Source organism: Roseibacillus persicicus, assembly GCF_014651675.1.
GTDB classification, from domain to species: domain Bacteria; phylum Verrucomicrobiota; class Verrucomicrobiia; order Verrucomicrobiales; family Akkermansiaceae; genus Roseibacillus; species Roseibacillus persicicus.
Window position 1 is genome coordinate 1 of record NZ_BMXI01000018.1, and the last position, 20,327, is coordinate 20,327.

Sequence of the window (20,327 nt, forward strand, 5' to 3'; positions counted from 1 at the left end):
CTTCAAAAACTTCAACAATTACCGACTTCGAGTCATCGCCCAGTGCGGTTAAACAACCCCTGAAACCTCAAAAAAACGTCTCGTCCCCAAACTTTGGTGTAGACCCCCCATTTGCAGTACGAAAACTTGATCCGGATGGCCTCGCCGCTCGGGCTCATCATCGGAGCTGACCGCGTGGAAAAGAGAAAGGCCGATTCTCGAAAGAATCGGCCTTATCACTGCTCTAATCCAAGGATTAAAGTGGCGGAGCGGACGGGACTCGAACCCGCGACCTCCGGCGTGACAGGCCGGCGTTCTAACCAACTGAACTACCGCTCCCGGTAGAGCTAGCAGGTTGCTTTTCAGCGGCCCCGCTAGCGTGGGCGCGCAAGCTAGGGAGAATCCCAGCCGCGCGCAACTAAAAACTTCACCTTATTTCAATTTTTCTATCAGAACCTGCAAAGACTCCCAATCTCCGGCGGTTTCCACGGTCGCACCCTTGTCGATTCGGGGCATCAAACCGGCCAAAACCTTCCCTGGTCCCAACTCGATGAAGAGTTGATTCCCCTTTTCACGGAGGAGCTGCATCGACTCTACCCAGCGCACCGACCCGGTCACTTGCTTCTGGAGCGTCTCGCGAATTTCTGAGGGGTCAGTCACCTCTTCCGCCCGCTGATTGGAAACGACAGGATAGTTCGGCGCATTGATTTCCGCATCCACAAGAACGGGGCCCAGCTTTGCTTCGGCATTAGCCATCAGGCGGGAGTGATAGGCTCCTGCGACCTTCAGCTTCTTGGCGAGCTTGATTTTGCGCGCTTTCGCCCCTGCGACGGCCTTGTCGATTCCTTCGACCGTGCCTGACAAAACGATTTGGCCCGGGGCATTGAGGTTGGCGACATCAACCCCGGCTTCAGCCGCCAGCTCTCTAACAGCGGCTTCGTCCCCGCCGACCATTGCGGCCATCGCGCCCTCCGTCTCGGCACAGGCCTCATCCATCAGGCGGCCCCTTTGGGCTACAACCCGCAGCCCTTCCTCGAAGGTGAAGCTCCCCGCAGCAGTGTGGGCTGTCATCTCACCGAGAGAGAGGCCGGCCGCCGCGACAGGATTGAGGTGCGGACAGGCCTCCTTCAAGACAGCCCACATCGCAAGGCCGTGCACAAAGAGTGCGGGCTGGCAATTGGCGGTCTTGGTTAGTTCCTCCTCCGGTCCCTCGAAGACAATTTCGCTCAGGCTGCGGCCCAGAACCTGGTCCGCCCGCTCAAAAAGCTCCCGTGCAATCGGGCTCGCCTCGACGAGGTCTTTCCCCATTCCCACCTTCTGAGCCCCTTGTCCGGCAAATAGTAATACGCAATCAGTCATGTGTGGCCGGAAGCCAAGCGCTTCCCACAGGCTCGCGCAAGTCTGGAGAAACTCCTTTCGTGAAACTGCTTCCTGCGGCCCACGAAGAAGTGGGAGCAGAAAACCGCCGCTGCCAGCCTTGCTATTTTTGCGACTTGAAAAAAAGAGGGGGTGCTTGAAATTCAGGTATGATCATTTCCTTCACCAAGATGAACGGAGCCGGTAACGACTTCGTGGTCCTCGACAATCGCGATTTAGCTTACAATCTAAGCAAAGAACAAATCGCGTTTCTGTGCGACCGCCACCGGGGCATCGGTGCCGACGGCCTTCTGGCCGCCGAACCCACTGATGGTGAGGCAGACTTTCGTTTTCGTTATTACAATGCCGATGGCGGGGAAGCTGAGATGTGCGGGAACGGGGCTCGCTGTTTCGGCCGTTTCACCGCCAGCCTTCTACCCGAACCCGCCGACGTCGTTTCTTTCGAGACCATTGCCGGGACTCTTTCTGCCAAATTGATCGGCGAAGATGTGGAAGTCGCCATGTCCGACCCGTTCGATATGCAGGCTGAACTCGCTATCGAGGTTGAGGGACTATCCTACCCGATCCATTCGGTGAATACCGGAGTCCCCCACACCGTTGCCTTCGTGCCGAATCTCGCCGAGTTGGATGTCGTCAAGCTCGGGGCCGCCGTACGCTATCACCCCCACTTCGCCCCCGCTGGAACCAACGCCAATTTTGCCCAAGTCATCGAGACCGGCCACATCGCAATTCGAACCTACGAGCGCGGCGTGGAGGGCGAGACCTTGGCCTGCGGCACCGGGATGGTAGCTTGTGCTCTCTATCACCACCTCCTCACCGAAGCCCCTTCCCCCATCAAAGTTGATGTTGCCGGTGGAGAGACTTTGCTGATCGGCTTTGAAAAGTCCGGAGATGATTTCGTGAACGTAACCCTGACCGGCCCCGCAGTGGTGACCTTCACTGGCGAAATCGAAATCTAAGCTCAGCGCTCGCCATCAGGGCGGGTTCCTGATATGGGAACAGACGAAACATTGCCGAAACAACTCCCTTCGCGGCTTCGTTCTTTTACCCAAATGAGTCTTTTCATTCGCCCCCTTCTGGCTGTCACAGCCTTGTTCTTCTGCTCCCTCGCCCCACTCCCGGCAGCCGCCGACTTCAATGCGGTCGGCAAGGCGCTGACGATTATGTTGGGAGACTCTCACTTCGACGGCTTGCGATTTGAGAACAATCTGAACAAAAGGATTCTGGAGCGCTATCTTCACAATCTGGATCCGGAAAAGCTCTATCTGACCCAAGAAGATGTCGACGAGTTCACCGTCCAATACACCGGCCAAGCCCAATCTCCCTTCGATATTCTTTTGCTCCGCTCTCGCGGTATGGAACCAGCCCGTGAAATCTACACCCGATTCGCGACCCGGGTGGCCGAGCGCACGGAGTATATCGAACGATTGACCGACAACGCCGCCTTCAACTTCGAAGGCGATACCATGGTCGCTCGCTCGCGCAAGAATGCGGCTTGGCCCCAGGACAGCTTCGCAGCCCAACGGATCTGGGGTCTGAAGATTGCCGACGAACTCCTCACTGAAGAGCTATTACGAGACGAGCTTCTCCAGCAACAGGAGCAAGCCCCCAAGCCAGCGGAAGGGGCAGCAGAAAAGCCTCCAGCCCTCCCCGAACCATCCCCTACCAAGGAAGAACCAGAGAAGCCGAAGACCACCCCTGCGGACAATGGAAAAAGACCAGAACAATCTGCTGCAACCAAAACTGAAGCGGAAAAGCCTTCTCCCGATGCAATCCCCGCCAAGGTCGTAAACGAGAATCCACCCGGCCCTCTCCCCGCCCCACCCCAAGCAGAGGAACCAGCCCCCAAAGTTGTCCCTGCGCCTGAGCCGCGCTTTCAGAAAGACTCTCCGCGCAAGATCATCAAGAAGCGCTACCAGCGATTTCAGGAATCGGTGCAAGCCGCAGCCGATGAAGAAATCGCCGACTACTTTTTCAGCGCAGTCGCCCAGGCACACGATCCCCACTCCGACTACCTCAGCGTCGCTGAGAATGAGCGCTTTGATCGCGAGCTTCGCAACCAGCTGACTGGCATCGGAGCAGAACTGAGCTCACAGCCTGATGGTTCGACCAAGGTGGCCGGCATTATCGTCAATGGCCCGGCTCACCGTCAGGGCCAGCTTCAACCCAATGACCGGATTGTCGCCATTGACCCGATGAACGATGGTCGCGTTGTGGACGTGACCTTTCTCCCCATCGAACGAGTGGTCCAGCTCATCCTGGGGCGCAAGGACACCTTCGTTGGAATCATCATTCACAATCGAACCGCAGAAGATAGCGAGAAGCGGAAAGTCGTCATTCGTCGCGGAACCATTGAGCTGAAAAACGCAGCCGCATCTGCCGAAGTCGTCAAAGTGGCGCAACCGGAAGGAGCGCCTCTCAGCTTGGGTTGGATCACGATTCCCAGCTTCTATCTCGACTTTGAGGACGCCGACCCCAGCGTCTATCGGGACGTTAAAAAACTGGTCTCCCGTCTCAAGCGTGAGGGGGTCGATGGGATAGCGCTCGACTTGCGCAACAATCCTGGAGGCTCACTCACCGAGGTCCCCCTGCTTGCCGGTCTCTTCCTGCCGAGAGGTCCGGTGGTGCAAGCCAAGGATCAAACTGGTCGGGTCGACATCCTGTCCTCCACCCCTCTCAGTCCGATTTACAATGGTCCGCTGGTTGTGGTCACCGATCGCAACAGCGCCTCTTCCAGCGAAATCTTTGCAGGCGTCCTCCAGGACTACAACCGGGCCATCATCGTGGGCGAGTCCTCCACTTTCGGAAAAGGAACGGTGCAGGAGAAAATGGGCGTCGCCAACTTCCTCCGCTTCATGCAAGACCCCTCCCGCGCGGGCGACTTGAAAGCGACGGTGCAAAAGTTCTATCGGGTGACCGGCAGTTCAACACAGCTCCGGGGTGTGGTCCCTGATATTGTGCTGCCGTCGGTCAACGACAGCCTCGAGATTGGCGAACGCTATCTCCCCCATGCCCTTCCCCACGACGCCATTCGCCCGGCTCCAGGTTTCCGCCCGATGGATCGCAAGGGTCTTCACCTACCCGAAGTTGCGGAGAAAAGCCGCCAGCGCGTTCAGGCCTCCCAAGATTTCAAATACATTCGGGAAGACATCATTCAGACTGAGGTCGAGTTTCGCACCAACTTGGTCAGCCTCAATCGCAAGAAGCGCTTGGACAACGCCAAGACCGAGAAGGAAAGAATCGCCGCCCGCAATCGCGAAAGACGCTCTCGATTCGAGAGGATGCAGCAATTCGATGACCAACGCTATCATTTCCTCCGGCTGGCATTAGACGACCTGGAAAGAGCCCAGCTCGAAACAGTAGACCGCGACCGGGACTCGCAGGCCATCATTCTACGCGCAGAAGAAAACGACGAGATGGGTGCGGAGCAGGCTCCCGAGTGGCCCAGTGGGCTCGATCCTTACAAGCGCGAAGCACTTGATATCCTCACCGATCTGCTGAACGAGATTGAAGCTGCGGAAGAACTTGAAGAGCTGAAGGAAGCAGTGCGACAGGGTACGGCTGCGGGACAGCTTTAAGGAAAAGATCTCCTCGCGGATGAGCAGAACACTCAGTTCACCATTTGGACCAACTCTTTGTCCGGCCGAATGAACTGCTCCCAACTGTGGTGAGGTTTGGTATCGGTCTTGGAGCCAAAGAGCGGACGCCAGCGCGGCCGTTTGGGATCGCGCAACAACTTCATATTCACTTCGTGAGGCAACTTGTTCGCCTTGCGGGTATTGCAACGAATACAAGAAGTGACGATGTTTTCCCACGTCGTTTTCCCTCCTTTGTCGCGTGGATAGACGTGATCCAGATTGAGCTCTTTCTCCGAGAATTTCTTTCGGCAATATTGGCAAGTGAACTGGTCGCGCAGGAAGACATTGTGCCGCGTGAACTTCACCTCGTTGCGGGGCATTCGATCGTAGGCCGCCAGCACGATGATCTTTGGAACAACCAGCACCACCTTGACCGAATGAATCAGTTCGTCAGCGAGATGAGCCATCTCATTCACCGAATGCTGGACCCAGGAGGTTAGGTTGTGGGTTTGATATTTCGCGTCTCCCTCGGTCTGGACGACCTCGGCATGCCCCAGGCAAAGTAGTTTGAGAGCGCGTCGAACGGAGCAGGTCTGCACCGGCTGCCAGAGCCGGTTAAGGACTAGGACAGGGCGATTTAAGATAGCATCCATAACTTTTCAGCTGGTAGCTACATACAGACCTTTTTCCTCCGTTTCAACGGGAAAGGAGGGCAACCTTTGTCCACAGCGTCAGGGCCTAACTGACAGTGCCTTGCTGCTTGGATGCCTCCACCTCGGGACGCACCGATGACAGATCCACGATGCGCTCGCTGTCTTCGCTTTCCGCCTTGGCCGCGGCGTCGTCGTGAATCTTCTGCAGAAAGTCCTCGTAGTAGATGACCTCGAAGGTCCCGTCGAGATGCTCCACCACGGCGCTGAGCGACTCTACCCAGTCACCGGAATTCAGGTAGTGCACATCTTCCAACTGCTCGTCTGCGGGAGTGTGGATGTGACCACAGATGATCCCCTCGCATCCCTTCCGGCGTGCCAGCATTTGCAACTGTTCCTGATACCGATCGACGAAGGAGACGGCCGACTTCACCTTGCATTTGATCGCCTTGCTCATCGAGAAATACTCCTTCCCGCGCCAAGACCGATAGTTGTTATAGACGCGATTGACCTTCATCAGCTGGTCGTAGGCCACCGCCCCGGCGGCCGCGATCCATTTGTGATCAGTGGAGACAGTATCGAAGCCGTCACCATGAACCACGAGATATTTCTTCCCGTTCAGGGCCTCGTGAATGTGCTCCTTCACCATCTTCATCGGCCCAAATGCCATCGGCAAAAAGCGGTCGAGGATGTCATCATGATTCCCTCGGAGATAAACCACCTCGACGTCCTCCATCTCCATCACCTTGAAGATGTAGCGCACGAACTTGGAGTGACTCTTCTTCCAAGTGCCTCCCCGCTTCAAGGCCCAGCCATCGATGATGTCTCCATTGAGGACCAGCTTCTCGAACTTGCTATGCTTCAGAAAGTCGATGACCTCCTTCACCTTACTATCCTGTGTACCCAAATGGATATCCGAGACAAAGATGGAACGATATTCCATTGTGGAAGGCTTCCGTCGGTTGATCGTGCGCGCATTCAAACGACCTTCGCCCATTTTGCGGAGGCGTTCTTCGAAGGTCTCGACCACCTTGTCCCACCCCATCTGCAACATCCCTTGATGCGCATTCTCGCGCAGCTGACTTCGCAAATCATCGCTTGCGGCCGCAACCGCTTCCGCGATGAAGGCCTCGTCATCACCCAGAGGAGCCTTCCGCCCATTGACACCATGCTCCACATGCAAGGAGGAGGCCGCGTAATCATAACTCACAGTGGAGAGGCCGCTCGCCATCCCCTCTAACAATACATTGCCGAAGGTTTCGGTTTCGCTGGGAAAGAGCAAGAGATCGCAGGATGCATAATGCCGGGCCAAATCATCACCTCGCTGAACGCCCGCAAAGATCACGTCCTTGTGCTGCGCGGAGAGGCTTCCGCGGACCGGACCATCACCCACAATCACACACTGGGCGTTGGGCTTCTTTTCCTGAATCTTGCGAAAGGCCGCAATTCCAAGCTCGAGGTTCTTCTCCGGAGCGAGACGCCCCACCATCAAGACCACCGGATCTTCCTCAGCCACTCCCCACTCGCGCCGCAATTTCTCATCGCGACGCCGGGGATGGAACTGCAAGGTATCGACCCCGCGTCCCAGCAGATGGACATCACGGAACCCTTCCTTCTCCAGCCGTTCCACGACCTCACGCGAAGGGGCAAAGGTGCTGTCCGCCCGATTGTGCACCTTCTTGAGATAGCTCAGCGCGGCAGGCTTCAAGGTTCGCAAGTTGTAACGCTCCAAATACTGGTCGAAATTCGTATGGAACCCCGCCGCGACGGGAATCCGCAACATCGCGGCAGCCTTGATTGCCGAAAGCCCCAGAAGACTCTCGGTGGCGACATAGACCGCATCCGGACTCTTTTTGCGCCAGCGCCGGAGCAGCTTCAACCGACCGGGCAATCCCACCCGGACCTCTTTGTAGCCGGGCAGCGGGATGGAAGGGAGAGAAGTCTCGCCGAAAGCCTCGCCCGATTGCTCAGCCGACCGCTCCGCAGTATGCCACACGTGGACGAGATGCCCCTGTGCCCGCAAGCCTTCAACCAGTCGCCCCAGGGTCATAGCCACGCCATTGACATCGGGCGGGAAAGTATCGGTCACGAATTCAATTCTCATAGCGTTTTCAGGTTCAAGGGATGTTGTAGCGGGCCATAGACGCGGGAACCCGCCTGCAAAACGTCTGCAAGGTGACAATTTCGTCAAACGGAGAAAGAACATCCAGATATTTCCTCCACCAACTTAAACCGACCGAACTCGGTTATTTTACCCTTTTCGTTATTTTGTGCAAAAATGACTCCACCTGAATCGTTAAACTTTCATGAGCCAGGGCATTACGTTCACCTCGGCCCCTTTGATATGAAGACTACAACCAACCGAGCCCTGGCAATGACCGCCTCGGCCTTTATTCTCACCGGTTCAATCCTAAGCGCCGACCAAAGCCAGACCAACACCCCGGTCAATCTTCCAGCCGAAACCAAGAATTTGGAAAAGGCTGAAACTGAGAAGCCTGCCCCGAAGAAAAAACCTTCCAAGGAAGAGATCGCGAAAGCGCGTATGGAAAAGGAGAAATCCCGACTCGCACTCGAGAATGCCTTGGCTGCAGAGGAGTCCAAAATGGAGCTGAACGAACTCCGCCAGCAAGTCTCGCGATTGAAGCTGGAGAAAGAACTACTCGCCGAAACCCTGGCCGTTGCGGAGCTGAAGCAGAAAAAGGAAATGGCAGACGATGCCGCACAATTCCGCGAGGAAACTGCCGAACTCACCCGCGAAATGAACGTGGCCAAAATGCAGGCCGAAAAGATGACGGCTCAGTTGAAAGCGACCCAAGCTGAGTTCGGGCTGGAAATGTCTGCCTTGGAACGCGAAATCAAAACCATTGAGGCAAAGTACCGTCGCGACAATTACACGCAGAGCGAGCCCGTGTATTTGGAGGAACCTTTCCTCGACGACGGCACCCTCGTCATCTCGGACCGCCGTATCGACCTCAATGGCCCCATCTTTTCCGGCACTGCGGACCACGTCTCCGAGCGCATCAACTACTTCAACAACAAGGATACCGAGTACCCAATCTTCATCGTCATCGACAACTCACCGGGTGGTTCCGTGATGTCGGGAATGAGCATCATGAAGGCCATGCACGGCTCGGAAGCTCCGGTCTATGTGGTGGTCAAGACCTTTGCCGCATCCATGGCGGCCTCGCTCACAACCTTGGCCGAGCGCTCTTTCGCCTTCCCCAATGCCGTGATTCTTCATCATCAAATCCTTTCCGGCAACCACGGCAACCTGACCGAGACCCGCGAGCACACCCGCATGATGGAAGAATGGTGGCGCCGCTTGGCCAATCCTATTGCCAAGAAAATGGGAATCTCCCGCGAGGAGTTCATCAAGAAAATGTATCAGGAGACCGTCACAGGTGACTGGACCGAATTTGCCGACCAGGCCAAGAAGTTGAAGTGGGTCGACCATGTGGTGAGCAATATTCGGGAGACTTCCCTCGTGAAGAACCCCGATGCGAAACGTTCCTCCACGGCCTCTCCAAACGCCTCCGTCACCTCGACTCCGGAGAATATCATTCCCCGCCTCAACCCCATGGACGTGCTGTATATGTATAATCCCGACGGCTACTATCAGCAGCAGAAATAGGCACGCGCCCTTTCCCTTTCCTTCAAGAGCCCCGCTGGTTTCGGCGGGGCTTTTTTTGTTCACTTCTTCGGCAGTCCCCCAAGAAAAAATGGACCAGCCCGCAGCAAGCGCGGATTCGTCCATTGAAAAGTAAAATCCTCCGCTGCACCTAATAGACGTCGCGGGCGTAGCGCTTGTCTTTCTTCAGCTGCTTGACGTATTCGATGGCTTCCTCTTCGGACTTGCCTCCGTGGTCTTGAATCACCTGGTGCAGGGCCGCATCGACATCCTTGGCCATCCGGGATGCATCGCCGCAAACGCAGAAGTGGGCTCCTTCTTCCAGCCATTTCCACAGCTCGGCTCCCTCCTGCAGCATCAGGTGTTGGACATAGAGCTTCTCCTTCTGATCCCGCGAGAACGCGAGGGAAAGCTTGTTGAGAGTCCCCTTCTCCTGCATCGTGGCGAGCTCCTCTTCATAAAGGAAGTCCGTCGCGCGATAAGGGTTGCCAAAGAACAACCAGTTCTGTCCAGTCGCACCGGTCGCCTGGCGTTCCTCAAGGAAAGCACGAAAGGGAGCAATCCCGGTGCCGGGGCCAACCATGATGAGAGGCACAGTACCGTCCGAAGGTGGACGAAAGGCCTTGTTGACGTGAACATAGACCCCGGGCTGCACGCCCTCGCAACGATCTGCGAGAAAAGTGGAACAAACCCCACCGCGACTCCGTCCATGCGAATCGTAAGTCACAATCGCCACCGTGAGATGCACTTCTCCCGGGTGGGCCTTGGGGCTGGAAGAGATTGAATAGAGACGAGGCTGAAGCTTCTTGAGAACACCAACAAATTCTTCCCCGTCGCGGAAATCCGCCGGGTAATCAACCACCAGGTCGATGAGCTCCCGACCCCAGAAAAAGTCATCCCAGACCGCCTTATCATCAGCCTCCACCACCGAGCGGAGATAGGGCGAACCACTGCGCTCTTGCCATGCGGAGACCAGATTCTTGTTGAGGCTGCGAATGTCGTAATGATGCATCAGAGCCTCCTTCAAAGGAGCTTCTCCCCCACCAGGCAAGGGAACCTCGCGACCGGTATTGAAGGGCAAAGCGGCAAGAAGTTCGTCGACCACTGACTCGGGGTTCACCGGAACAACGCCCAGGGCGTCGCCCGCCTCATACTCCAGGCCTGAGCCTTCCAAAGAGAACTCAATGTGATGAGTCGCTTTGAAAGCACCGGCTCCGTTGAGATTGTAGTTGTTCAGGACGGGCGCCGGAAAAGGCTTCTTTTTGCCGTAGGGCTCGTCCGCAGCAGGAATTTCCACCAACTCGGCAGCAGCGGACCCCGCGCCCAATACGTCGATGATACCGGCCTTCCAAACGTCGAATGGCTCATCGTAATCCACGTCGCAATCGACACGCTCATAGATGCGCTCTCCCCCCAGTTCGCCGAAGCGACGGTCGATGACCTTTCCAGTTTCGCAAAAGTCAGGGTACTCGGTATCGCCCAAGGCCAGAACCGAGAACTTGACGCCCTCCATGCGGGGAGCATCCTCGGCGAGGAGATTTTCTACAAAGTCAGCAGCGTTGTCTGGTGGTTCTCCGTCGCCATAGGTACTCGTGATGAGGAGGACGTTCTTCTCTTCGCTCAGCTTGCTAATGTCATATGCCGAGAGGTCGAAGATTTCAGTCTCGAAGCGACCCCCGTTCAGGGCCTTGCCCATTCGCTTTGCACAGCTCTCCGCATTCCCCGTCTGGGAACCCCAGAGAATGGTAACGGGCACGGTAGGACCGCTGTCATCAGCAACTGCCCCGCCAGCCATTTGTTTGGCAAAGAAGTCGTTCAACCAAGCGCGCTGCTCAGCAGAGAAAGGTGCATTTTCAGGAACAAAGAGTGGACCAGCCATAATCGTAAAAAGTTTCCCCCGCGCGGGGCCGCGCAAAATGGACGCTATCGACGCAGGTTTCAAGCAGAAGCAAGCGTCATTCCAAATTCTTTGCTATAAAGGCACAATGAAAGCGAGTTTAGCAGTTTAGCTCCAACGAGAAGGCGAGCGACCTCACCTCTCGACCACATGCCGGGCCTTGAGCTCGAATCCACAATACATGCAGCGCCGGTGATGCCTCACACCTGTCTTGCGATGACAATTGCCACAAATTGCAACTTCGCCCCCCATCTTGCCGTCCGCCACTCCGTCTCGCAGATCAACCTCCTGGATCTTGGACTCGAGTTCCTCATCCGTTACCTCCAGCCGCTCTTGCAGGATTTCCCACATGGCCTGGGTCACGATCTGCAGGCGTTCGAACTTTTGCTCCGCCTCTATCGCCTTCTGCGTCGCCCGATCGGCCCTCGCGGTGGCTCGACTCACATCCGAACTGACCTCGTCGATCTGAGCCGCCGGAAAACCACCGATTCCGCCCAGTCCACTGCTTCCAATCCCCGAGAAAATTTGCGTCAGAATCCGACTCATTGGCCCAGTCCCTTCAGCTTTCCTGCCACTTCTTTGGCAAAGTAGGTCAGGATGATGTCCGCACCCGCCCGCTTGATGCCAAGGAGACTCTCGAAAATGACTTTCTCGCGATCCAGCCACCCTCCCGCCGAGGCCGCTTGGATCATGAGGTATTCACCACTCACCTGATAGACCGCCACTGGGAGGCGGGTGTTCTCGCGAACCGATTTGACGATATCGAGATAGGGGCCCCCGGGCTTCACCATCACCATGTCGGCCCCCTCCAACTCGTCCAGCTCCAGCTCCCTCAGCGCCTCCCGTGCATTGGCGGGATCCATCTGATAGGTCTTTTTGTCGCCGGCCTTGGGCGCGGAATCCAAAGCCCCGCGGAAAGGCCCATAGAAGGCCGAAGCATACTTCGCGGTATAGCTGCAAATGCTCACCTTTTGGAAACCGTTCGCGTCCAGGGCATCGCGAATGGCTGCTACCCGACCATCCATCATATCACTGGGCGCCACAATGTCCGCGCCAGCCTCCGCCTGACTGAGAGCCTGCTTGCAGAGAACCGCCACGGTCTCGTCGTTGATGATCTCACCATCCACGACCAAGCCGTCATGACCATCGGCATTGTAAGGGTCCAGAGCCACATCGGTCATCACGACCAAGTCTGGATGAGCAGCCTTCAAGGCGCGAATTGCCCGAGGCACAAGGCCCTCCGGATTGTAGCATTCCTCGCAGTCTCCGGTCTTCAGGCTTTCCTCGATTTTCGGAAAAAGCACCACCGCCGGAACCCCCAGGGCATGAGCCTCTCCGGCCTCCTTTACCAAACCTTCCAGAGACCAGCGGGTGCATCCCGGCATGGATTCGATGGCGACATCTTCAGGGTCTTCATGAAAGAAAAGCGGCAAAACCAAATCACTTGCCGAGAGAGTAGTCTCGCGAGTGAGCGCCCGCACCCCGGCTGACTTCCGGTTGCGGCGTGGGCGACTGAGCATATCGAGTTCAAGAGGATTCATGGGCGGGACATTCGGAAAAAAGAAGCGCTCTCGCAATGGTAAATAAACGATAGCCCAGCCGGCAAAGTACCCGCGGCGGCAGGCTTGGTCATCACACTCCATCCCTTTACGAAAAAACCTCCCCTTGACCTCGTCGCGCCAAGAACCAACGGCCGCACCTCCTCCGGGCCCATTGCTTCTGCCTTCCGCCTTTTTCTCCAAAGCCTCAAGGCAGAAACACGGATTGGGTTTGCTTCATGAGAGGGCGTGGCCAAGATTCTTTCACCTTGCCCGCACGACTCACATTCTTAGGAACTGGAACTTCGGTGGGAGTTCCCGTGATTGGCTGCGACTGTGCAGTCTGCACCTCGACCGATCCCCGCAACCGACGAACACGCTCATCCATCGTGATTCACACTGATGATGTCACCATCCTCGTCGACACCGGTCCAGACCTGAGGGAACAGGCCTTGCGGGAAGGTCTAACAAGTGTGGACCACGTTCTCTATACCCACGACCACGTGGACCATGTGGTGGGCTTTGACGAGATTCGCGCCTTTTGCTGGCGGCGCGAGGACCCGATGCCCCTGCACGGTTCCCTCCACACTCTCAACACCTTGGAGCGAATGTTCCCCTGGGCCTTTGGAAATACCGCCCGCAACTACGTCCGCCCTGCCCCGAAACAATTCGATGACTTTGATGAATTCGAAATTGGCGACGTGACCGTGCGGGCCCTCCCGGTCCATCACGGGGTCTCTCCGACCCATGGATTTCGCTTCACTCTGCCGGGAGGAAAATCGATTGGCTATCTTCCTGACGTCAAAGTCATTCCGCCCGAATCCCGCTCGCACCTGAAGGGTCTCGACCTGCTCATCATCGACGCCTTGCGGGATGCGCCCCATTCCACCCACATGTCTTTGGCGGAGGCCCTTGAAGCGGCTTCCGAGCTGCAGCCAGTTCAAACGGCCCTCACCCACCTGACTCACGATCTGGACTTCGTGGCAACAAGCGCTAGGTTGCCTTCCGCCACCTTCATCGCCACCGATGGCCTGACTCTCGACTTTTCAGCATGACAATCACTCACCCATTCCGAGTCCTCCTCTGCCTCTTGCTTTTGCCTCTTCTTCAATCGGCATCCGCAGCTCTTCCCGCCGCTATCGAGCCCGAACAGATCGCCATCGTCTATCAGATGGAGAGCAAGGAGTCGCAAGCCCTCGCGGTGAACTATGCCCGCGCCCGTGGAATCCCCTCCGGCAACCTGGTGGCTCTCAATCTTCCGGAATCGACCACCATTTCGCGTTCGGACTTCGAATCCCGAATTCGCAACCCTCTCATCAATCATTTCGACCGCGAGATTTGGTGGCACCGCACCACTGATAGCAAGGGAGTGAAGGTCCCGGTTCGCAACAAAATCAGAGTTCTCCTTCTGATGAAAGGCGTGCCCTATCGCATCAAGCGCGAAGCACGACCCGGAGGAGAGGACGGCAAACCGTCCAAACCTCCTGTCGGGCGCGAGGACGAAGCTTCGGTCGATTCTGAATTGGTCTACCTCGGCCTTTCCAATTATGAAGTCGAAGGGCCGCTGAACAACCCGTATTACCAAAAAGACAGTGGAATCTCAGATGCCTCGCTCATCCCCTTGCTCTTCACCTGCCGCATTGACGGACCTTCCTACGAGGTCTGCCAACGCATCATCGATGACTCTTTGGAAATCGAGAAAACCGGCCTATGGGGAACCTGCTACCTTGATGAGGCTCTAAAGGGAAAGAACTACGAGATCGGCGACGAGTGGATGCGAGCCATTGCTCGTCAGAACCGCAAGGAGGGTATCCCGACTGTAATCGAGCGCACTCGCGACACCTTCCCGACCAACTACCCCATGACAGACGCCGCGCTCTACTATGGCTGGTATGCGGCAAACGCGAACGGACCTCTGCTCAACCCCAATTTCCGATTTAAAAAAGGAGCCGTAGCCATTCACCTCCACTCTTTTTCAGCCACCACGATTGAAGATCCCAAAAAGAAATGGGTCGGCCCCATCCTCAACAAAGGCGCCGCCGCCACAGTCGGCAACGTCTGGGAGCCCTATCTCACAGGCACCCACAACTTCGATATTCTGCACGACCGGCTGCTCAAGGGATACTCGTTGGTAGAGGCCGCTCACATGTCCATCCCGGTGCACTCCTGGCAATCGGTGGTCATCGGCGACCCGCTCTATCGCCCCTTTCTTTCCCAAAATCAGTCTCCCGTCATGGCAGAAGACGACAAGGATTATCGCGCCTTCCGCCTCGGGATCCAAAAATGGAGCGCCGAACCCGAGACCCTCGCGGTCAAGCTTCGCACCGCCGCCGCCCGCATGAATTCGGGACGTCTCTATGAATCCTTGGGCTTGCGCTTTCTTCAAGAGAACAAAATCGACGAAGCCAAAGCCTTTTTCAATTCCGCTGCCCGGACCTACCCCGGCGAGCCTGACAAACTTCGTCAAACCCTTCACTTGATCAGCATCCATCGCGGTGCTGGCGATAAGCAAGCAGCCCTGGAGCTCGTCACCGATGGCCTGAATCGCTTCCAGAACATTCCCGAATCCAAATCTCTGCTCGCCCTCAAAAACATTCTCGACCCACCAGCTCCTCCCGCAGCCAAAAGCAAGGCCCAGTAGCAAAACAAAGCGCCGCCTCGGCCAAACATTCTGTTGCCCAGGATTGAATCCTCGGATTGCGCCCCCTTCTGGCGACTGCAAAAAAGTCCTGTAAACGAGATTTTTCCTGACAATCCCATACGCTTGGGACTAACAACGGAAGTGCCTACATGGATTCCTGAAAACTCGCGCGACCTCTACGGCCTGGACCGTTGGGGTAATGGTTATTTCGACCTGAACAAAGAGGGTGAAGTCACGGTCAAGCTCCGTGACCAAGAGACGGGAAAAGAAGTCCCCATCTCCCTCCCCAAAGTGATCGAAGGAATGACAGAAAGGGGCTGGGCCATGCCGCTCAACTTGCGTTTCCGCGACCTCTTGGACCGTCGCATCGAACATTTGAATGGGGCCTTCCAAAAGGCCATTGCTTCCGCCGGCTATCAGGGCAAATACCGTGGAGTCTACCCCATCAAGGTCAACCAGCAGCAACAAGTCGTCGAGGAGATCTCCGAATTCGGAAAGAAATTCAATTACGGTCTCGAGTGCGGCTCGAAGCCCGAGCTTCTCGCCGCCCTCGCCTATCAACACAATCCCGACGCCCTCATCATTTGCAACGGTTACAAGGATACCGAATTCATTGACCTGGCCCTCCGCGCGACCCAGATGGGCCTGCATGTGATCTTGGTTCTGGAAATGCCATCGGAGCTCCCCTCCATCATTGACCGCTCCAAAGCCCTCGGCATCCGTCCCGAACTCGGAATCCGCTTTCGCTTGTCTACCAAATCGGAAGGCCATTGGGCGGACTCGGGCGGTGACCGCTCGGTCTTCGGCCTCAATACCGGGCAAGTCATCGACACCATCGATATCCTTAAGGAAAACGACTTCCTCGATACCCTCAAGCTCTTCCACTTTCACCAAGGTTCCCAGCTTCCCAACATCCGCTCCATCCGCGAGGCCGTCTCGGAAGCCAGCCGGGTCTATGTCTCATTGGTTCAGGAAGGTGCTCCCATGGGCTTTCTCGACCTGGGAGGAGGACTCGCGGTTGACTACGATGGATCTAGTAGCTCGGGTCCTTCGTCCGCCAACTACTCGCTGGACGAATATGCGGCCGACTTGATCGAAACGGTTCAGGAAACCTGCGACCAGGCCCAAGTCGCTCACCCCACCATCGTCACCGAGTCCGGCCGCGCGATTGTCGCCTACTACTCGGTCCTTGTTTTCAACATTCTGGATGTCACCACCTTTCACGTTCCCGACGCCCCCGAGTCTCCTTCCCCAGACAGTCACCCCATGCTCTTGAACATCGCGGATGTGGTGGCCCGGGTGAGTCCCCAGACCTTGAACGAGTGCTTCAACGATTCCCTGTTCTATCGGGATAAGATCCGCGCCCTCTTCACCCTTGGCACCATCAACTTGCGCGACCGCGCCTTGGGGGAAAAGCTCTACTGGCACATCATGACCCTCATCGCCAACCATCTGAGGGAGCAGGATCACATCCCGGAAGATCTCACCCAGATCGACGAGAATCTGACCGACTTCTACTACGCCAACCTCTCGGTCTTCCAGTCCCTTCCGGACGCTTGGGCCATCGGCCAACTCTTCCCCATCATGCCGCTTCATCGCCACCATGAGGAGCCGACCCGACCGGCCATCATCGCCGACATCACCTGCGATTGCGACGGCAAGATCGACAAATTCATCGACCGCGATTCCACCCGCAACCACCTCCCTCTCCATCCCTTCAACCCCGAAGAGGGAAAGCCCTACTATCTGGGAGCTTTTCTAACAGGTGCTTATCAGGAGACCCTCGGTGACCTTCACAACCTGCTTGGCGATCCCAACGTGGTATCGGTCTCAATCGAAAATGGTGAACTCTCGCTGACCCACGAAGTCGAGGGCGATACCGTGGCCGACGTCCTGACCTACGTGGAATACAACCCCAAGGATCTGGAGGCACGCTTCCGTCGCTTTGCGGAAGCATCGGTCAAAGCCGGGCGCATCACCGCCGCGCAGCGTAAGGAAACCATGCAAGCCTTTCGCGAAACCCTGAACGGATACACCTACTACGAAGACTGATGTTCGGCTTTCTCCAGGCGCCGGCTGCCCCCTGTTGTGGCCGGACCCCCGATTTGTGGCGCGGCCAATTCTGTGGACTGGCCACGCGAATGCACCACGACTTCGGCTCCTGGTCCCGATTCCTCATCAACCGCGACTCTACCTTTCTCGCTCTGGCAGGCTTTTCCGATCAGGAACACCCGCCACGCCTTTCCACTTGCTGCAACCCTCTGGCGAAACCGAAGCTCATTTACGACACCGGTCGCCATGTCGAGTATGCGGCCGACATCACCCTCTGCGCCTTGGGGATCAAGCTGCGCGACGATGCTTGTGATGAGACTTGGCCGCGTAGACTGCTGGCAAAAATTGGCGAGCGCACCCTCGCGCCTGCGGTCGACAAAGCCGTGGCCCGACTCAATACCACCGGCTTCCCGACCGCAACAGTGGCGGAGACCATCCTATCCCAGCATGAAGTCGAGCAGTCGCAGCCGGATGCCCTGGGAGCAGCCAACCCCACCGCGCAGGCCTACGGAACAATCTTCGAACAACACCCTGGAGCCAATTCGCTCCAGTGGCGGAATATCGGCACCTCCTTGGGAAAATTGATCTACTGGGACGACGCTTGGCGGGACTGGACCAGCGACCTCCGCCGCAAGCGTTTCAATCCCCTTTCCCATACTCCCGCTCCGGAGTTGCGCGAAATGATGGCGCACGAGTTTCAAGACTTCCAAAACCAAATCGAGGCCCTTCCCGACATCCCCCAGAAGGCAACCTTGCTCCAAGTCGCAACCCAAACCGGGAGCCAGATTCCGCAGGTCAATGAAACTCCCGAACAAGCAGAGAAAAAGCGACGCCGTCGGGAGAAACGAGAGAGCGAAGGCCGCAAGTGGCATGATTGGTGCGATTGCTGTTACTGCGACTGCACGAGCTGCAGCAGCAGTGCCCGTTGCTGCGGAGGCTCTAGCGGAAAGGCCGATGCGTGCTTCGACTGCGGCCCGGGTGACTCCGGTTGCATCGACTGCTGCCCGTGTGACGGTTGCAGTTGCAGTTAATCCGTTTCGCCCTTTCAATCACCTCACTCCAATCCAACCTTCAACCGTGCTTACTCCTCAGAACCGCGCTCAACTGAAATCCATTATCAAAGGCATGGACCGGGTGTTGGTGGCCTATTCCGGCGGTATTGATTCGACTTTGGTTCTCAAGCTCGCCTTCGACTACCTCGGCGACAATGCGGCCGCAGCCATCGCGGTCTCCCCCTCGCTCGCCAAGCACGATCTCGCGGACGCCCGCAGAGTAGCGGAGGAGATTGGCTGTGAATTGATCGAGCTCTCCTCGACGGAAACCGAAGACCCGCGCTATCAGGTCAACAATCCCGACCGTTGTTATTTCTGCAAAACCAACGTGTACGACACTCTCATCGCCTATGCCGGCCAGGAAGGCTATCGCTGGATTCTGGACGGGACCAATGCCGACGACCTCGGCGACCATCGCCCCGGCCTGCGAGCCGCCCGTGAGCACGGCGTGCGCTCTCCTTTGCAAGAATGCAAGGTTGGCAAAGAAGCCATCCGTGCATACGCCAAGGAGTTGGGCCTGACTAATTGGGACAAGCCTGCGAACGCCTGCCTGTCCTCCCGCATCCCCTACGGTTCGGAGGTGACCACGCAGAAGCTTTCTCAAGTGGAAAAGGCCGAGCTCATTCTCAAGACCCTCGGCTTCACCGGTCACCGGGTTCGCCATCACGACACCATTGCCCGTTTGGAATTGCACCCCGGCCAATTCGAAAAAGCTATCGCCCAACACAGCGAACTAGTCGAAGCACTTAAACCTATCGGCTTCCTCTACATCACCCTCGACCTGGGCGGCTACCAGTCCGGTTCTCTCAATCAGACCCTATCTTCGAAGGCTACTTCTCGCTAGGAACTCATGAGGATGCACAAGCTGAGCCTCTCACTGGTCTTGCTTGCTATCAGCCTGATGGGTTGGCTCCTTTTTCTCACTTTTCGCAACTTCCATGCGGTCATCGACCACTACTCCACCCGGGAGGAAGCGCAGGTGGACCGCCTCTTCGAACGAGGGTGGCTTCCCGAGATTCTCCCCGACTCCACTTTCGACATGGTGATTCAAAACGACCTCGATCGCAACACCTCCACCGGCAGTTTTTCTTTGAAAAAGAAAGACCTCCCCGCCTTTCTCGCCCATCTCCGCGAAACCTCGCAACCCCGGACCTATCAGTATCAGGTCTGGACCTTCACTTTGACCCCGGGCGGCGAGAAGATTTTCTATCGCATGCAAACCTCTTCCCCTTGAGCCCCCCGAACGTCCAATTCTCAAAAGGACCAGCTAAAAAGTTGCCCTTCGCCCCAACCCGTTCCACTCTTTGCCCATGAACGAAGAAATTGCGCTCTCCCGCGAAGTCACCGCCATTCAGATTCCCTCTGGTGATTCCATCACTTTGCCGGCAGGCACACCGGTCGTGGTGACCCAGACCTTGGGCGGCACCTACACCGTCGCCACCTCTGCCGGATTGGCCCGCATCTCCAGTGATGACACCGACGCACTGGGAATCGATTTGGAGGCTAAGAAAGAGAAGGCAGCCGAAGACGAGGCCATGGCCAACGCTTCCCTCGAAGAACAAATCTGGCACCAGATGAAGCAAGTTTACGACCCCGAGATTCCGGTCGACATCGTCAACCTCGGTCTCGTCTACGACTGCGCCATCGACGACTCCGATCCTGAGGCGGTGAAGGTGCATGTCAAGATGACCCTCACCGCACCTGGTTGCGGAATGGGACCTGTCATCGCCGCCGACGCCCAAGCCCGCATCATGACCCTCGACAACATCGAGAATGCCGAAGTCGAAGTCGTTTGGGAGCCCGCTTGGAATCAGGATATGATTTCCGAGGAAGGAAAGATGAAGCTGGGCATGATGTAGTCCCGCTTTCCCTTCTTCCTCAATTTTCGCCCGACCGTGACCTCCGCTCAATGGAGGCCACGGTTTTTTTTGCCCT

The 20,327-nt window shown here is 56.8% G+C and carries 16 protein-coding genes and 1 tRNA gene; 10 read left to right on the forward strand and 7 right to left on the reverse strand.

Going from position 1 to position 20,327, the window contains the following annotated elements:
- Positions 1-241 precede the first annotated feature (241 nt).
- Positions 242-318, reverse strand: a tRNA-Asp gene (locus IE099_RS17800).
- A 93-nt stretch (positions 319-411) separates the two neighbouring features.
- Positions 412-1,338 (reverse strand): ACP S-malonyltransferase, encoded by a 927-nt coding sequence (gene fabD / locus IE099_RS17805; RefSeq protein ID WP_189573076.1) that lies wholly within the window; start codon positions 1,336-1,338, stop codon positions 412-414.
- A 167-nt stretch (positions 1,339-1,505) separates the two neighbouring features.
- Between fabD and dapF the strand changes: the two genes are divergently transcribed.
- Together dapF and IE099_RS17815 are read left to right on the forward strand one after the other, a co-directional pair.
- Positions 1,506-2,315, forward strand: a complete 810-nt coding sequence (gene dapF / locus IE099_RS17810) for a diaminopimelate epimerase (protein WP_189573079.1) — start codon at positions 1,506-1,508, stop codon at positions 2,313-2,315.
- Between the two features lie 93 nt (positions 2,316-2,408).
- The gene (locus IE099_RS17815) at positions 2,409-4,934 is read left to right on the forward strand and encodes a carboxy terminal-processing peptidase (protein WP_189573082.1); all 2,526 of its coding nucleotides are present in this window, start codon (positions 2,409-2,411) and stop codon (positions 4,932-4,934) included.
- 32 nt (positions 4,935-4,966) lie between these two features.
- Here the strand turns inward: IE099_RS17815 and IE099_RS17820 are convergent, their stop codons facing one another.
- Together IE099_RS17820 and IE099_RS17825 are read right to left on the reverse strand one after the other, a co-directional pair.
- Complete coding sequence (locus tag IE099_RS17820; RefSeq protein ID WP_189573085.1) at positions 4,967-5,587, reverse strand: HNH endonuclease; 621 nt, start codon at positions 5,585-5,587, stop codon at positions 4,967-4,969.
- A gap of 85 nt (positions 5,588-5,672) precedes the next feature.
- Positions 5,673-7,688: a glycosyltransferase gene (locus tag IE099_RS17825; protein WP_189573087.1), complete on the reverse strand. Its 2,016-nt coding sequence runs from the start codon at positions 7,686-7,688 to the stop codon at positions 5,673-5,675.
- Between the two features lie 240 nt (positions 7,689-7,928).
- Between IE099_RS17825 and IE099_RS17830 the strand changes: the two genes are divergently transcribed.
- Positions 7,929-9,215 carry an ATP-dependent Clp protease proteolytic subunit gene (locus IE099_RS17830; protein ID WP_189573089.1) on the forward strand — a complete coding sequence of 429 codons (1,287 nt, stop codon included), beginning with the start codon at positions 7,929-7,931 and terminating at the stop codon, positions 9,213-9,215.
- A gap of 148 nt (positions 9,216-9,363) precedes the next feature.
- On the opposite strand, the gene IE099_RS17835 is transcribed toward IE099_RS17830, so the two are convergent.
- The 3 genes from IE099_RS17835 to hemB all read right to left on the reverse strand — a co-directional run bounded on the left by IE099_RS17835 (position 9,364) and on the right by hemB (position 12,650).
- Complete coding sequence (locus tag IE099_RS17835; RefSeq protein ID WP_189573093.1) at positions 9,364-11,091, reverse strand: diflavin oxidoreductase; 1,728 nt, start codon at positions 11,089-11,091, stop codon at positions 9,364-9,366.
- A gap of 153 nt (positions 11,092-11,244) precedes the next feature.
- Positions 11,245-11,655, reverse strand: a complete 411-nt coding sequence (locus IE099_RS17840) for a hypothetical protein (protein ID WP_189573096.1) — start codon at positions 11,653-11,655, stop codon at positions 11,245-11,247.
- Positions 11,652-12,650, reverse strand: coding sequence for a porphobilinogen synthase (hemB, locus tag IE099_RS17845; RefSeq protein WP_229809578.1), 999 nt, complete (start codon positions 12,648-12,650; stop codon positions 11,652-11,654). Before hemB ends, IE099_RS17840 begins: the two co-directional genes overlap by 4 nt.
- Before the next feature lie 266 nt (positions 12,651-12,916).
- Here hemB and IE099_RS17850 point away from each other — a divergent pair, with 266 nt between their 5' ends.
- The 7 genes from IE099_RS17850 (at position 12,917) to sufT (ending at position 20,251) form a co-directional block, all read left to right on the forward strand.
- Positions 12,917-13,702 carry an MBL fold metallo-hydrolase gene (locus IE099_RS17850; RefSeq protein WP_189573099.1) on the forward strand — a complete coding sequence of 262 codons (786 nt, stop codon included), beginning with the start codon at positions 12,917-12,919 and terminating at the stop codon, positions 13,700-13,702.
- Positions 13,699-15,288, forward strand: coding sequence for a TIGR03790 family protein (locus IE099_RS17855; RefSeq protein WP_189573101.1), 1,590 nt, complete (start codon positions 13,699-13,701; stop codon positions 15,286-15,288). Before IE099_RS17850 ends, IE099_RS17855 begins: the two co-directional genes overlap by 4 nt.
- 141 nt (positions 15,289-15,429) lie before the next feature.
- A complete protein-coding gene (gene speA / locus IE099_RS17860; RefSeq protein ID WP_229809579.1) occupies positions 15,430-17,340 on the forward strand; it encodes a biosynthetic arginine decarboxylase in 1,911 nt (636 codons plus the stop codon).
- A complete protein-coding gene (locus tag IE099_RS17865) occupies positions 17,340-18,371 on the forward strand; it encodes a DUF5685 family protein (RefSeq protein WP_229809580.1) in 1,032 nt (343 codons plus the stop codon). The genes speA and IE099_RS17865 overlap by 1 nt, the downstream gene beginning before the upstream one ends.
- A 46-nt stretch (positions 18,372-18,417) precedes the next feature.
- Positions 18,418-19,236: an ATP-dependent sacrificial sulfur transferase LarE gene (gene larE / locus IE099_RS17870; RefSeq protein ID WP_229809581.1), complete on the forward strand. Its 819-nt coding sequence runs from the start codon at positions 18,418-18,420 to the stop codon at positions 19,234-19,236.
- A 12-nt stretch (positions 19,237-19,248) separates the two neighbouring features.
- Positions 19,249-19,626: a YbbD-related protein gene (locus tag IE099_RS17875; protein ID WP_189573111.1), complete on the forward strand. Its 378-nt coding sequence runs from the start codon at positions 19,249-19,251 to the stop codon at positions 19,624-19,626.
- 76 nt (positions 19,627-19,702) lie between these two features.
- Positions 19,703-20,251, forward strand: a complete 549-nt coding sequence (gene sufT / locus IE099_RS17880; protein WP_189573113.1) for a putative Fe-S cluster assembly protein SufT — start codon at positions 19,703-19,705, stop codon at positions 20,249-20,251.
- Positions 20,252-20,327: the final 76 nt, after the last annotated feature.

Coding starts and splice junctions, on each gene's coding strand:
- fabD (WP_189573076.1), bottom strand. CDS start 1,338: ATGACTGATTGCGTATTACTATTTGCCGGACAAGGGGCTCAGAAGGTG.
- IE099_RS17825 (WP_189573087.1), bottom strand. CDS start 7,688: ATGAGAATTGAATTCGTGACCGATACTTTCCCGCCCGATGTCAATGGC.
- IE099_RS17840 (WP_189573096.1), bottom strand. CDS start 11,655: ATGAGTCGGATTCTGACGCAAATTTTCTCGGGGATTGGAAGCAGTGGA.
- dapF (WP_189573079.1), top strand. CDS start 1,506: ATGATCATTTCCTTCACCAAGATGAACGGAGCCGGTAACGACTTCGTG.
- IE099_RS17830 (WP_189573089.1), top strand. CDS start 7,929: ATGAAGACTACAACCAACCGAGCCCTGGCAATGACCGCCTCGGCCTTT.
- IE099_RS17865 (WP_229809580.1), top strand. CDS start 17,340: ATGTTCGGCTTTCTCCAGGCGCCGGCTGCCCCCTGTTGTGGCCGGACC.
- IE099_RS17875 (WP_189573111.1), top strand. CDS start 19,249: ATGCACAAGCTGAGCCTCTCACTGGTCTTGCTTGCTATCAGCCTGATG.
- IE099_RS17820 (WP_189573085.1), bottom strand. CDS start 5,587: ATGGATGCTATCTTAAATCGCCCTGTCCTAGTCCTTAACCGGCTCTGG.
- sufT (WP_189573113.1), top strand. CDS start 19,703: ATGAACGAAGAAATTGCGCTCTCCCGCGAAGTCACCGCCATTCAGATT.
- hemB (WP_229809578.1), bottom strand. CDS start 12,650: ATGAATCCTCTTGAACTCGATATGCTCAGTCGCCCACGCCGCAACCGG.
- IE099_RS17815 (WP_189573082.1), top strand. CDS start 2,409: ATGAGTCTTTTCATTCGCCCCCTTCTGGCTGTCACAGCCTTGTTCTTC.
- IE099_RS17855 (WP_189573101.1), top strand. CDS start 13,699: ATGACAATCACTCACCCATTCCGAGTCCTCCTCTGCCTCTTGCTTTTG.
- IE099_RS17835 (WP_189573093.1), bottom strand. CDS start 11,091: ATGGCTGGTCCACTCTTTGTTCCTGAAAATGCACCTTTCTCTGCTGAG.